10 protein-coding genes and 2 rRNA genes are annotated in these 12884 nt (G+C 69.6%); 2 read left to right on the top strand and 10 right to left on the bottom strand.

Annotated elements, in window-relative coordinates:
- Positions 1–38 precede the first annotated feature (38 nt).
- From ilvD (Q343_RS0111445) to Q343_RS0111435, 3 genes are all read right to left on the bottom strand, one after another.
- Positions 39–1769, bottom strand: coding sequence for a dihydroxy-acid dehydratase (ilvD, locus tag Q343_RS0111445; protein WP_211249008.1), 1731 nt, complete (start codon positions 1767–1769; stop codon positions 39–41).
- A 37-nt stretch (positions 1770–1806) separates the two neighbouring features.
- On the bottom strand, positions 1807–3669 hold the full coding sequence (ilvD, locus tag Q343_RS0111440; RefSeq protein ID WP_029253714.1) for a dihydroxy-acid dehydratase: 1863 nt from the start codon (positions 3667–3669) through the stop codon (positions 1807–1809).
- Between the two features lie 83 nt (positions 3670–3752).
- Entirely contained in the window at positions 3753–5294 is a 1542-nt protein-coding gene (locus tag Q343_RS0111435) for a peptide MFS transporter (RefSeq protein ID WP_052367179.1), read from the bottom strand.
- A 100-nt stretch (positions 5295–5394) separates the two neighbouring features.
- Between Q343_RS0111435 and Q343_RS0111430 the strand changes: the two genes are divergently transcribed.
- Positions 5395–6789: a cryptochrome/photolyase family protein gene (locus tag Q343_RS0111430; RefSeq protein WP_029253712.1), complete on the top strand. Its 1395-nt coding sequence runs from the start codon at positions 5395–5397 to the stop codon at positions 6787–6789.
- 21 nt (positions 6790–6810) lie between these two features.
- Here the strand turns inward: Q343_RS0111430 and Q343_RS0111425 are convergent, their stop codons facing one another.
- From Q343_RS0111425 to gatC, 4 genes are read right to left on the bottom strand one after another with little or no spacing between them, the layout of a single operon-like run.
- The gene (locus tag Q343_RS0111425) at positions 6811–7350 is read right to left on the bottom strand and encodes a GNAT family N-acetyltransferase (RefSeq protein WP_345940105.1); all 540 of its coding nucleotides are present in this window, start codon (positions 7348–7350) and stop codon (positions 6811–6813) included.
- Between the two features lie 54 nt (positions 7351–7404).
- A complete protein-coding gene (gatB, locus tag Q343_RS0111420) occupies positions 7405–8907 on the bottom strand; it encodes an Asp-tRNA(Asn)/Glu-tRNA(Gln) amidotransferase subunit GatB (RefSeq protein WP_029253710.1) in 1503 nt (500 codons plus the stop codon).
- Positions 8904–10418, bottom strand: a complete 1515-nt coding sequence (gene gatA / locus Q343_RS0111415; protein WP_029253709.1) for an Asp-tRNA(Asn)/Glu-tRNA(Gln) amidotransferase subunit GatA — start codon at positions 10416–10418, stop codon at positions 8904–8906. The genes gatB and gatA overlap by 4 nt, the downstream gene beginning before the upstream one ends.
- Entirely contained in the window at positions 10418–10714 is a 297-nt protein-coding gene (gene gatC, locus Q343_RS0111410) for an Asp-tRNA(Asn)/Glu-tRNA(Gln) amidotransferase subunit GatC (RefSeq protein WP_029253708.1), read from the bottom strand. Before gatC ends, gatA begins: the two co-directional genes overlap by 1 nt.
- Positions 10715–10799: 85 nt before the next feature.
- Between gatC and Q343_RS14940 the strand changes: the two genes are divergently transcribed.
- On the top strand, positions 10800–11414 hold the full coding sequence (locus Q343_RS14940; RefSeq protein WP_211249006.1) for a hypothetical protein: 615 nt from the start codon (positions 10800–10802) through the stop codon (positions 11412–11414).
- Here Q343_RS14940 and Q343_RS0111405 read toward each other — a convergent pair.
- The 3 genes from Q343_RS0111405 to Q343_RS0111395 form a co-directional block, all read right to left on the bottom strand.
- A complete protein-coding gene (locus Q343_RS0111405) occupies positions 11304–12269 on the bottom strand; it encodes a DUF368 domain-containing protein (protein WP_052367152.1) in 966 nt (321 codons plus the stop codon). The two genes, Q343_RS14940 and Q343_RS0111405, sit on opposite strands and share 111 nt — an antisense overlap.
- Positions 12270–12390: 121 nt before the next feature.
- Positions 12391–12507 (bottom strand): 5S ribosomal RNA (rrf, locus tag Q343_RS0111400).
- A gap of 119 nt (positions 12508–12626) precedes the next feature.
- Positions 12627–12884 (bottom strand): 23S ribosomal RNA (locus tag Q343_RS0111395); the annotation flags it as partial.

The following is a 12884-nucleotide window of genomic DNA, read 5'->3' as shown; positions in this document are numbered from 1 at the left end:
CGCCATAAAACCAGGGTGCACCAGCCCGGTGCCACCCGCTACATCAGGACGGCGCCGGTCGAGGCCGACTGCACGAGCCGCGAGTACTTGGCGAGCACCCCGCGCGTGTACCCGTGGCCGAGCGGCGCCCAGCCCTCGCGGCGAGCCTCGAGCTCGGACTCGTCCACCAGCAGGTCGAGCGTCTTGCTCGCGACGTCGAGCCGGATCCGGTCTCCGTCCCGGACGAACGCGATCGGGCCGGCGTCGACCGCCTCGGGCGCCACGTGCCCGACGCAGAGCCCCGTCGTCCCGCCCGAGAACCTTCCGTCGGTCAGGAGCAGGACGGACTTCCCGAGCCCCGCGCCCTTGATCGCTCCGGTGATCGCCAGCATCTCCCGCATCCCGGGTCCGCCCTTCGGGCCCTCGTACCGGATGACCACGACGTCGCCGTCGGTGATCGTCCCGTCGTCCAGCGCGTCCAGCGCCGCGCGTTCGCGCTCGAATACCCGGGCGGTGCCCTCGAAGACGTCCTCGTCGAACCCGGCCGACTTCACCACGGCGCCGTCGGGGGCGAGCGAGCCGTGCAGGATCGTGATCCCGCCGGTCGCGTGGATCGGGTCGTCGAGTGCGCGCAGGATCTTGCCGTCGGGGTCGGGCGGTGCGACGTCGGCGAGGTTCTCGGCGACGGTCCGGCCCGTGACGGTGAGACAGTCACCGTGCAGCAGCCCGGCGTCGAGCAGGGCCTTCATCACCACCGGGACCCCGCCGATACGGTCGACGTCGTTCATCACGTACCGACCGAACGGCTTGAGGTCGCCGAGGTGGGGGACCTTGGCGGCGACCCGGTCGAAGTCGGCGAGGGTCAGCTCCACCTCGGCCTCGTTGGCGATGGCGAGAAGGTGGAGCACGGCGTTCGTCGAGCCCCCGAAGGCCATCACGACGGCGATCGCGTTCTCGAACGCCTCCTTCGTCATGATGTCGCGGGCCGTGATGCCACGGCGGAGAAGCTCGACCACGGCCTCCCCCGACGCACGGGCGAACGCGTCGCGGCGTCGGTCGGCCGACGGCGGTGCTGCGGAACCGGGGAGCGACATGCCCATCGCCTCGGCGACCGAGGCCATCGTGTTGGCCGTGTACATGCCGCCACAGGCGCCCTCTCCCGGGCAGATCGCGCGCTCGATCCGGTCGAGGTCGCCCCTGCTCATGAGTCCGCGCGAGCAGGCTCCCACGGCTTCGAAGGCGTCGATCAGCGTGACGTCCTTCTCGGTGCCGTCCTCGAGCTTGACCCAGCCCGGCATGATCGAGCCGGCGTAGAGGAAGACGCTCGAGAGGTCGAGCCGGGCGGCCGCCATGAGCATGCCCGGGAGCGACTTGTCGCAACCGGCGAGGAGCACGGAGCCGTCGAGACGCTCCGCCTGCATCACGGTCTCGACCGAGTCCGCGATCACCTCGCGGCTCACGAGGGAGAAGTGCATGCCCTCGTGCCCCATCGAGATGCCGTCGGAGACCGAGATCGTGCCGAACTCGAGCGGATACCCGCCCCCGCCGTGCACGCCCTCCTTCACGGCCTTGGCGAGCCGGTCGAGCGAGAGGTTGCACGGGGTGATCTCGTTCCACGAGCTCGCGACGCCGATCTGCGGCTTGACCCAGTCGTCGTCGCCCATGCCCACGGCCCGGAGCATTCCTCGCGAGGCCGTGGCCTCGATCCCGTCGGTGACCTGCCTGGATCGTGGCTTGATGTCCGGTGTGCTCATCGTTCGAGTGTGGACCGGGACGGCCCCGAACGCCATACGCGTCCGGGGCCGTCTCACTGGGCGAGCCCGGCCGCTACCGCTGGGGAAGCCTGGACACGTCGCGGACCGCACCCTTGTCGGCGGACGTCGCCATCGCGGCGTAGGCCCGCAGCGCCGGGGAGACGTACCGGTCGCGGTCGACGGGCTGCCACGGCCGTTCGGAGGCCTCCATCTTGGCGCGCCGTTCGGCGATGACGTCGTCGGGCACGTTCAGGCGGATCGCGCGCGTGTCGACGTCGATCTCGATCTCGTCACCGTCCTCGACCAGGCCGATCACCCCGCCCGCCGCGGCCTCGGGCGAGACGTGTCCGACGGAGATCCCCGACGACCCTCCCGAGAACCGGCCGTCCGTGATGAGGGCACAGACCTTGCCGAGTCCGCGACCCTTGATGAACGACGTCGGGTAGAGCATCTCCTGCATGCCTGGCCCCCCGGCAGGTCCCTCGTAGCGCACCACGACGACGTGACCGGGCTTCACCTCCTTGCGGAGGATCTTGTCGACGGCCTCGTCCTGCGACTCGCAGACCAGGGCGCGGCCGGTGAAGTGGAAGACGTCGGGGTCGACCCCCGCGGTCTTGAACACGGCGCCGTCCTCGGCGAGGTTCCCGCGTAGCACCGCGAGCCCTCCGTCGACCGTGTAGGCGTGCTCGACGTCGTGGATGCAGCCTTCGGCAGCATCGGTGTCGAGGCTCTCCCAGCGGTTCGTCGTCGAGAACGCCTGCGTGGTCCGCACACCACCCGGTGCCGCGTGGAAGAGCTCGACCGCGCGGTCCGTGGCCTTGCCGCCCCGCACGTCCCAGTCGTCGAGCCAGGCACCGAGGGTCGGGGTGTGGATCGAGGTCACGTCGCGGTTGAGCAGACCGCCCCGGTCGAGCTCGCCCAGCAGCGCCGGGATCCCCCCGGCACGGTGGACGTCCTCCATGTGGAAGCTCGGGTGGTTCGGCGCGACCTTCGATAGGCATGGCACCTGACGGCTGATGCGCTCGATGTCCGTGAGGTCGAAGTCGACCTCGCCCTCCTGCGCCGCGGCCAGCACGTGGAGCACCGTGTTCGTCGAACCGCCCATCGCGACGTCGAGCGCCATCGCGTTCTCGAACGCCGCCTTCGTCGCGATCCCCCGGGGCGACGCGGTGTCGTCCTCGTCGTCGTAGTACCGACGGGCCAGGTCGACGACGGTGCGACCGGCCTCGAGGAACAGCTCCTTGCGGGCCGCGTGGGTCGCCAGCGTCGAACCGTTCCCGGGCAGGGAGAGCCCGAGAGCCTCGGTCAGGCAGTTCATCGAGTTCGCGGTGAACATCCCCGAGCACGAGCCGCACGTCGGGCACGCGTTCTCCTCGACCTGCGCGAGCGCCTCGTCGCTGACGCCCTCGTCGGCCGCGTAGTTGATCGCGTTGACCAGGTTCAGCGGCGTCCGCGCGACGCCGTCCGCCACGACGGCCTTGCCCGCCTCCATCGGGCCTCCCGAGACGAACACGACGGGGATGTTCAGTCGCAGCGCCGCGTTGAGCATCCCCGGGGTGATCTTGTCGCAGTTGGAGATGCAGACGAGCGCGTCGGCGCAGTGCGCGTTGACCATGTACTCCACGGAGTCGGCGATCAGGTCACGGCTGGGCAGGGAGTACAGCATGCCCGCGTGCCCCATCGCGATGCCGTCGTCGACGGCGATCGTGTTGAACTCCTTCGCGACGCCGCCGGCCTCGCGCACGGCTCCGGCGACCAGGTCGCCCATGTCCTTGAGGTGCACGTGTCCCGGGACGAACTGCGTGTAGGAGTTCGCGATGGCGACGATCGGTTTGCCGAAGTCGTCGGCACCGGTCCCGGTCGCGCGCCAGAGCGCGCGGGCACCGGCCATGTTGCGGCCGTGGGTGGACGTCCGAGAGCGCAGGGGGCGGCTCATGGGTGAACTCCTTTGACGTACGGGTCCGTCGTGCGACGGCTCGCAGAGCCTACGTCCGTCTCGCCATTCGGCGGACACGGTGCTCACACAGCGGACGGAGCCTCGTCGCCACCGTCGGACCGCTTGGCCTCCAGCGCGTCGGCGTGCCGGATGTGTCGCGTGATCCACGGCGAGAGGAAGAGCAGCACGACGGCGACACCGACCGCCACCAGACCGGTCCACCCGAAGTACGCGACCTGGCTCGCACCCTCGGTCGCCTGGACGAGCTGGGCGGTGATCGCCTGGCCCGCGGCCGGCGCGAGGAACCAGAGCGCCATGGCCTGGTTGCGGAACGCCTTCGGCGCGAGAAGGGTCGTCGCGGCCAGACCCACGGGAGACAGACAGAGCTCGCCGAGAGTCTGGATCACGTACACCATCGCCAGCGTCCAGGCCGGAGCGTCGGCCCCGTCCATGACCACGATGACCCCGGCCAACCAGAGGAACGAGAGTCCCGCGAAGGTCAGGCCGATGACGAACTTGTAGGCCGTCGGGGGCTGGTCCTTGGTCTTCTTCCAGATCCACGCGAACAGCGGGGCCAGGATGATGATGCTGGCGGGGTTGACCGACTGGAAGAACTCCGGGTTCACCTCGGTGCCGAGGAACGTCAGGTCGGTGCTGTCCTTGGCGAACTCCGACAACGTGGTCGCCGCCTGCTCGAAGATCATCCAGAAGAACGTGGCGGCGACGAACAACGGGACGTACGCCAGGACGCGCGGTCGCTCGTAGTCCTCGACCTTCGGCGAGCGGTACATCAGGGTCAGGTAGAAGATCGGCGCGGCGAACGCGAGGTACGACATCCCGTCGATGAACGCGTCGATCGACCAGCCACCACCGGCCCACGTCCCCAGGAGCATCGCCACAGCGACGGCGAGCAGGAGCAAGAGCCCACCACGGACCAGCCCGGGCGCCTCGTCACGGGTGATCGGGTTGGGGACGTCCTTGCCGGCGTCGCGCAGCAACTTCCCGCCGGCGACGTAGAAGACGAGCGCGATGGCCATGCCGATCGCGGCGACCGAGAACCCTGCGTGGTACCCGCCCCACTCGCGCACCCAGCCGACGAGGAACGGGGCCGTCAGGGAGCCGATGTTGATCCCCATGTAGAAGATCGTGAACGCGGCGTTGCGACGGTCGTCGTCGCGCGCGTACAGGTCGCCGACCATCGACGAGACGTTCGGCTTGAGCAGACCCGTGCCGAGCGCGACGAACGCGATTCCCGACATCGAGAACCCGACCCCGGGGATGGTCAGCAGGACGTGACCCGCCGCGATGATCACACCGCCGTAGAGGACGGCACGCCGCGCTCCGATGACGCGGTCCGCGAGCCACCCACCCACGATCGTCAGCAGGTACACCGAGGTGCCGTAGATCGACACGAACGCGAGGCCCGTGGCGTCGTCGAGCCCGAGGCCGCCGTTCGCCGCCGTGTCCGTGAGGTAGTACAGCAGGATGGCGCGCATCCCGTAGTAGCTGAACCGCTCCCACATCTCCGTGGTGAACAGCGTCATCAGACCACGGGGGTGGCCGAAGAAAGTCGGCTCGTCCGGCTCCGCGCCGGTCGTGCCTCGCGCGGGGCGGTCGTCCGTCATGAAGGCGATCATGCCATTCCTGTGAGGCGACTGCGCGGGCGCTGAGGGCACGTCGCGCGAGACTTCTGTGAGGTTCGCGTGGAGGCCGTACCGTGACCGCATGACGACGTTGCACTGGTTCCGTCGAGACCTGCGTGTCGCGGACAACCCTGCCCTCGCCGCGGCGTCGGACGCAGCCCGTGACGCGGCGTCCGACGTCGTCCCGCTCTTCGTCCTCGATCCCGCGCTCTGGGCGACGGCCGGGGTACCGCGCCGCTCTCACCTCGCCCGAAGCCTCGCCCGGCTGGACGAGGCTCTCGGCGGCGCGCTCGTCGTCCGCCTGGGCGACCCCTCCGAGGTGGTCCCCGCCCTCGTCGCCGAGCTCGACGCCGAGGCGGTGTACGTGACCGCGGCCCTCGAACCGTACGGACGGCGTCGGGACGAGCAGGTCGCAGCGCGCCTCGGCGACCTTCGGGCCGAGCTCCGCCCGGTCGGGTCGCCCTATGCCGTCTCCCCCGGACGCGTGCGCAAGTCCGACGGCGACCCGTACCAGGTCTTCACACCGTTCCACCGTGCCTGGCTCGATCACGGGTGGCGCACCCCGGCCGCCGCTCCCCAGGACTCCCCGTGGGCCGACGTGCGCAGCGACTCGCTGCCCGAGCCGCCCGAGACCTCTGCGGATCTTCCCCCGGCCGGCGAGGAGGCCGCCCTCGGACGGTGGCACGACTTCCTCGCCGACGAGCTCGTCCACTACGTCGAGGACCGCGACGTCCCGGGTCGTGCGACGTCGGGGCTCTCGACCGCGCTGAAGTGGGGCGAGATCCACCCGCGCACGATGCTCCGGGATCTCGCGCAGCTCGACGCGAACACTGCTCCTCCGGAGGTGGTCGCGGCATATCGCCGGCAGCTCGCGTGGCGCGACTTCCACGCCGACGTCCTGTTCCACCACCCGTCGGCCCGCACGCGCTCGCTCAAGCGTGTCGTGCCGGACGACGCGTGGGCCACGGGAACCGAGGAGTCGGAGGCCCTCGAACGCTGGGCCACCGGCACCACCGGGTTCCCGTTCGTCGACGCCGGGATGCGCGAGCTCCTCGCGACCGGACGCATGCACAACCGGCTCCGGATGGTCGTGGCCTCGTTCCTGGTCAAGGACCTGCACGTGCGGTGGCAGCGCGGAGCAGAGCACTTCATGCGGCACCTCGTCGACGGCGACGTCGCGCAGAACCAGCTCAACTGGCAGTGGGTCGCCGGCACCGGGCGGGACGCCGCCCCGTACTTCCGGGTGTTCAACCCCGTGACCCAGGGGCTGAAGTTCGACCCGGACGGCACGTACGTGCGGCGATGGGTCCCCGAGCTGCGCCACCTCTCCGGGAAGTCGGCCCACGAGCCGTGGAAGGTTCCGGACGACCTGTTCGCGGCCCCGGACCCGGCCCTTCCGGCCTACCCCGAACGCATGGTCGACCACGCGCACGAGCGCGAACGGACGCTCGAGGACTTCGCACGGCGCGACGGGTAGCAGGCGGACCGGGCCCTGCGCCTACTCCATGGCGTCGAACTCTTCCGAGAGGATGCTCATGACGATGCCGTCGCACCACCCGTCACCGTCCCGGTACGCGTCCCGTAGTCGCCCCTCCTCGCGGAATCCGAGGCTCTCGTACAGCATCACGGCGCGCGGGTTGATCGCGAGGACGTCGAGACCCACCCGGTGCAGGTCCGCCCCCTCGGGGGAGAACGCGAACTTCAGCACCTGATAGATCGCCTCGCTGCCGTACCCGCGCCCACGGTAGTTCGGGAGCATCAGCATGTGGATGTTCGCGGACCGGACGTCCTCGTCGATCTTGTCGAGGGTGATCTCGCCGATCATCTCGTCACTGACCGGCTCGCCGTCCCGGATGGCCCCGGGCGTGATCGCCCAGTCGAACCGACCGGGCATGTCCGAGACCTCGGCGCACCAAGAGTCGATCTCCTGGCGCTCAAAGACTCGTGTCCGCCCGGTCTGGCGCATCGTGTCGGGGTCCTGGACGGACTCCCACATGCGATCGGTGTCTCGCGGTTCGATCGGCCGGAGACGAACCATCTCCGCCTGCACCGAAGGCCCCCGTGTCATACCGCGACTCCCCTCATCGTCCGTTCAGCTCACTCGTTCGAGGACGAGCTCGCGCACGCGGCCCGCGTCTGCCTGGCCGCGTGTCGCCTTCATCACGGCACCGATGATCGCCCCCACCGGTCCGAGGTTGCCACCACGGATCTTGTCGGCGATGTCCGGCTGCGCGGCGAGCGCGGCGTCGATCGCCTCGAGGAGCGGACCGTCGTCCGAGACGACCTCGAGCCCCCGGGCCTGGACCACGGCGGTCGGGTCACCCTCGCCGGCGAGGACGCCCTCGAGCGCCTGCCGGGCGAGCTTGTCGTTGATCCGACCCGAGTCGACGAGTCCCTGCAGCTCGGAGATCTGCGCCGGGGTCACGGGCAGGTCGGCCAGCTCGACCTCGTCGGACTTGGCCTTGCGGGCCAGCTCACCCATCCACCACTTGCGGGCGCCGGCGGCACTCGTCCCGGCGGCCACGGTCGCCTCGATCAGATCGAGTGCTCCCGCGTTGACGACGTCACGCATCTCGGCATCGGCGTATCCCCACTCGGCGTGGAGCCGACGACGACGCTCGGCGGGCAGCTCGGGCAGAGCTGCACGCAGCTCTTCGACCCAGTCGCGGCTCGGCGCGACGGGGACCAGGTCGGGCTCCGGGAAGTAGCGGTAGTCCTCGGCGTCCGACTTGGGACGTCCCGACGAGGTGCTCGAGGTGTCCTCGTGCCAGTGACGGGTCTCCTGGACGATCGTGCCCGACGCGTCCAGCACGGCCGCCTGGCGCGATACCTCGTAGCGCACCGCGCGCTCGATCGAGCGGAACGAGTTGACGTTCTTGGTCTCGGTCCGGGTGCCCAACGGGGAGTCGGGCGTGGCACGCAGCGACAGGTTGACGTCCGCACGTACGTTGCCGCGCTCCATCCGCGCCTCCGAGACGTCGAGCGTCCGGAAGATGTCGCGAAGCGCGTGCACGTAGGCTCGCGCGACCTCGGGCGCCCGCTCCCCCGCGCCCGTGATGGGCCGCGTCACGATCTCGACGAGCGGGATGCCGGCACGGTTGTAGTCGACGAGCGAGTACTCGGCGCCCTGGATCCGGCCGCCCGTCCCACCGACGTGCGTGTTCTTGCCCGCGTCCTCCTCCATGTGCGCGCGCTCGATCTCCACGCGGAAGATCTCGCCGTCCTCCAGCTCGACGTCCAGCCAGCCGTCGAAGGCGATCGGCTCGTCGTACTGCGACGTCTGGAAGTTCTTCGGGTTGTCCGGGTAGAAGTAGTTCTTCCGCGCGAACCGGCAGCTCTCGGCGATCTGGCAGTTGAGCGCGAGACCGATCTTGATCGCCGACTCGACCGCGGTCCGGTTCACGACCGGGAGCGCGCCGGGAAGGCCGAGCGAGACCGGGGTGACCTGGGTGTTCGGCTCACCACCGAACTCGACCTCGGCCGGGCAGAACATCTTCGTGCGGGTTCCGAGCTCGACGTGCACCTCGAGCCCGATGACCGGGTCGTAGCGCTTCAGCGCCTCCTCGAACGGAACGAGATCAACTGCGGCGCTCATGCCTTCTCCTCCAGCTCGGGGGCCTGCTCGAGGAGCGGGCCACCCCATGACTTCTCCAACGCCGTCTCCAGCGCGGCTCCGACCCGGTACATCCGGTGGTCCTGCTTCGCGGGTGCGAGGATCTGGAATCCGACCGGCAGCCCGTCGTCGGACACGCCGTTCGGCAGCGACATGCCCGGAACCCCTGCGAGGTTGGCGGGGATCGTCGCGATGTCGTTCAGGTACATCGCCAGCGGGTCGTCGAGCTTGGAACCCAGCTCGAACGCGGTGGTCGGTGCCGTCGGCGAGACCAGGACGTCGACCTGCTCGAACGCCGCGTCGAAGTCCCGCTGGATCAGGGTGCGGACCTTCTGCGCGCTGCCGTAGTACGCGTCGTAGTAGCCCGCCGAGAGCGCATAGGTACCCAGGATGATGCGGCGCTTGACCTCGTCGCCGAACCCGGCGCCGCGAGTCGCCGACATGACACGTTCGGCCGTGACGGGCCCCTCGTCGGGCTCGACCCGCAGACCGAACCGCATGCCGTCGAACTTCGCGAGGTTGCTCGACGCCTCCGCCGGCATGATCAGGTAGTACGCGCCGAGCGCGTACTCGAAGTTCGGGCACGAGACCTCGACGATCTCTGCGCCCAGACCGCGCAGCACCTCGAGCGACTCCTCGAAGCGCGCACTGACACCGGCCTGGTAGCCGTCGCCGCTCAGCTCCTTCACGACGCCGATCCGCACACCGGCGAGGTCGCCCGACGCGCCCTGGCGTGCCGCGTCGACGACCGGCGGGACGACCTCGGGGACGGAGGTCGAGTCGCGCGGGTCGTGACCGCCGAGCAGCTCGTGCAGGAGCGCGGAGTCGAGCACCGTCCGGGTGACCGGCCCTGCCTGGTCGAGCGACGACGCCATGGCGATGAGCCCGTACCGTGAGATGCCCCCGTAGGTCGGCTTCACACCGACCGTCCCGGTGACCGCACCGGGCTGACGGATCGACCCACCGGTGTCGGTACCCACGGCGAGCGGCGCAGCGAAAGCGGCGACCGCAGCCGCCGAACCCCCGCCTGAACCGCCTGGGATCCGGGTGAGGTCCCAGGGGTTGCGCGTCGGCCCGTAGGCCGAGTGCTCGGTCGACGACCCCATGGCGAACTCGTCCATGTTCGTCTTGCCCAGGATCGGCATGCCGGCGGCACGGACGCGCTCGACGAGCGTCGCGTCGTAGGGCGGCACCCAACCCTCGAGGATCTTCGAGCCGGCGGTCGTCGGGATGCCCTGCGTGACGACGACGTCCTTGATCGCGATCGGCACCCCGGCGAGCGGGTGCAGGTCCTCGCCCGCGGCACGACGCGCGTCGACGTCGCGGGCGGTGGCGAGGGCCTCCTCGGCGTTGACGTGGAGGTAGGCGTGGACGTCACCGTCGACCGCCGCGATGCGATCCAGGTGTGCCTGCGTCAGATCGACGCTCGTCACGGTCCCCGCCGACAGTCGTGCGGCCATCTCTGCGGCCGTCAGGCGCGTCAGGTCGGTCATCAGTCCTCCCCCAGGATCTGCGGGACGAGGAAACGGCCGTCGAGCGCCTCGGGGGCACCCGCCAGCACGTCCTCGACCGGAAGCGCCGGCTCGGGCACGTCCTCGCGGTAGACGTTCGTCAGGGGCAGGGGGTGGCTCGTCGCGGGAACCTCGGGCGTCGCGACCGCACTGACCTGGGCGATCGCGTCGACGATGACGTCGAGCTCACCGGCCAGGCGCGTCACCTCGTCGGGGCTCAGGTCGATGCGGGCGAGCGCCGCGACGCGCGCGACCTCGTCACGGGAGATGGTGGACATGAGAACAGTCTAGGGCGTGCCCGCGACACCACGACGACCGGTCGAGCACTTCCTACCCGTATACCCCAGGGGGTACCCTGGCGCGATGGACCCCAAGGCCACGACCACGCTCACCTCGCCGTCTCCGCCACTGTGGAGAGAGGTTGCTTCGTGGTCGGCGCGCCGGTGGTGGACCGCGACCGCGACCGCACTCCTCACCGTCCTCGTGATCGGCATACCGACCGACCTGATCGACACGCCGTGGTTCGGACGGGAGACCCCTCCGACGTCGTGGGCGTGGCCCGCGCTCGTGGCCAGTGCGACGCTCACCGGACTGTTGGCCGCCACCTACGTCGCTCCCCCACCGGCCGTCGACGGAACCGCCGACCGCCGCGGTCTGGTCGGCGCCACCGTGACCTTCTTCGCCGTCGGGTGCCCGGTCTGCAACAAGCTCGTGCTGCTGGCGCTCGGGTACAGCGGCGCCGTCGCATGGTTCGAGCCCGTACAGCCGATCCTCGCAGTCGGCTCGGTGGCCCTCCTCCTGTGGGCGCTCGCCACCCGGGTGAGGCGCGAGAGAGCCTGTCCGGTCGAACGCCGGCCAGGCGGAGCGTCAGCTCGTGGACGCGGTCCGGGCGACGATGACACGCTCGAGGACGATGAGCGCGACGACGACCACGAAGCCGGCGGCCGCGAAGGCGACAGCCGTTCCGAGGTCCTCTGACGGCGCCTGCAGGCCGCGGTCGTCGTCCTGCCACGGCCAGAGTGCACGGAGACTGCCCGCCATGACACCTGTCAGGACGGCGAGCGTGACGCGTCGACGGTGCTCCAGCAGCCACTGAAGGAGCTTCACGATCGACGCCAGCCCGAGGACGGCCCCGAGCGCGAAGAGTGCGAGGTAGCCGAGATCGCGGTCGTTGACTGCCCCGAGGGTCGACTCGTACAGCCCCATCGTCAGCAGCAGGAAAGAACCCGACAGTCCTGGGAGAACCAGTGCGGTGACGGCGATGAACGCCGAGACGACGATGACGACGGGGGTCGGCTCGACCTCCCCCGCCGGCAGACCGACGACGACGAGCGCGACGACGGCTCCCGCGACAGCGGCTGCTCCGTCCTTCCAGCTCCAACGGGAACGGCCCCGGGGGCGTGGTTCCGCTGCGGCGGACAAAGAGTACGGCACCCAGAGCGAGGCGAGAACCAGACCGAAGAAGAGTGCGTTCATCTCGAAGGGGTGCTCGGTGACGACCTCCTCCATCACTCCTGACATCACGACAAGCGCGATCGCCATGCCGACGCCGAGCGGGAGGAGGATGTCCCAGCGGACACGGTCGAGGTCTTCTCGCGCCCTGTCGAGGCCGCGGCCACGGACTCCGTCGGTCGCGGCGATCCGCAGTCCCGAGAGCAGGTGACCGGCCGAGGTCAGAAGATCCTCGTACACACCCACCATCAGCGCGATCGTGCCGCCACTGACTCCCGGGACGGTCTCAGCAGTCCCCATCAGGCCGCCACGGACGACGTTCAAAGCAACCGAGCCGGCGCGGCGCGGGCCACGGTCCGACGGGCGGGCATGTGTGGGCATGCAGACTCTCCTCTGGGGGCGATCGACCGCTCGAGCCTAGAGCATCGGGCACCACCAAGATGACGGCGTGGGGGTATGCCAAAGGCCCACCCCGGTTGGGGTGGGCCTTTGGTGAATGGTTGTCCGGCGGTGTCCTACTCTCCCACCCCGTTCCCAGGGCAGTACCATCGGCGCTGAAGGGCTTAGCTTCCGGGTTCGGAATGGGACCGGGCGTTTCCCCTTCGCTGTGACCGCCGTAACTCTATGGAGATGTTGGGTTTCCTTCCCCCTTGGGTGGCCGCGTGTGTGCGGTTTGAGGGGGTTGGTGGTGCCCGTGTCTCGGGAACCGCATAGTGGACGCAAGCATTGAAGTGTTGGGTTGTGAAGTTGTTGGCTGATTAGTACCGGTCAGCTGCGGCAGTCTTTAGTCCTGCCTTCCACGTCCGGCCTATCGACCCAGTGTTCTGGCTGGGTGCCTTCCACCCCGTGGGGTGTGGAAACCTCATCTTGAAGCAGGCTTCCCGCTTAGATGCTTTCAGCGGTTATCCCTTCCGAACGTAGCTAACCAGCCGTGCCACTGGCGTGACAACTGGCATACCAGAGGTTCGTCCGTCCCGGTCCTCTCGTACTAGGGAC

Origin of the sequence: Paraoerskovia marina DSM 21750, from assembly GCF_000701465.1 — a bacterium.
GTDB classification, from domain to species: Bacteria; Actinomycetota; Actinomycetes; order Actinomycetales; family Cellulomonadaceae; genus Paraoerskovia; species Paraoerskovia marina.
Note: the sequence above shows the minus strand (reverse complement) of the source record. Positions and strands in the feature narration are given on the sequence as shown.

Excerpts from the sequence above, each read along its gene's own strand:
- Q343_RS0111430 (WP_029253712.1), top strand. The coding sequence starts at position 5,395 with ATGACGACGTTGCACTGGTTCCGTCGAGACCTGCGTGTCGCGGACAAC.
- Q343_RS0111425 (WP_345940105.1), bottom strand. The coding sequence starts at position 7,350 with ATGGTTCGTCTCCGGCCGATCGAACCGCGAGACACCGATCGCATGTGG.
- Q343_RS14940 (WP_211249006.1), top strand. The coding sequence starts at position 10,800 with ATGGACCCCAAGGCCACGACCACGCTCACCTCGCCGTCTCCGCCACTG.
- gatB (WP_029253710.1), bottom strand. The coding sequence starts at position 8,907 with ATGAGCGCCGCAGTTGATCTCGTTCCGTTCGAGGAGGCGCTGAAGCGC.
- gatA (WP_029253709.1), bottom strand. The coding sequence starts at position 10,418 with ATGACCGACCTGACGCGCCTGACGGCCGCAGAGATGGCCGCACGACTG.
- Q343_RS0111405 (WP_052367152.1), bottom strand. The coding sequence starts at position 12,269 with ATGCCCACACATGCCCGCCCGTCGGACCGTGGCCCGCGCCGCGCCGGC.
- gatC (WP_029253708.1), bottom strand. The coding sequence starts at position 10,714 with ATGTCCACCATCTCCCGTGACGAGGTCGCGCGCGTCGCGGCGCTCGCC.
- ilvD (WP_029253714.1), bottom strand. The coding sequence starts at position 3,669 with ATGAGCCGCCCCCTGCGCTCTCGGACGTCCACCCACGGCCGCAACATG.
- ilvD (WP_211249008.1), bottom strand. The coding sequence starts at position 1,769 with ATGGCGTTCGGGGCCGTCCCGGTCCACACTCGAACGATGAGCACACCG.
- Q343_RS0111435 (WP_052367179.1), bottom strand. The coding sequence starts at position 5,294 with ATGACGGACGACCGCCCCGCGCGAGGCACGACCGGCGCGGAGCCGGAC.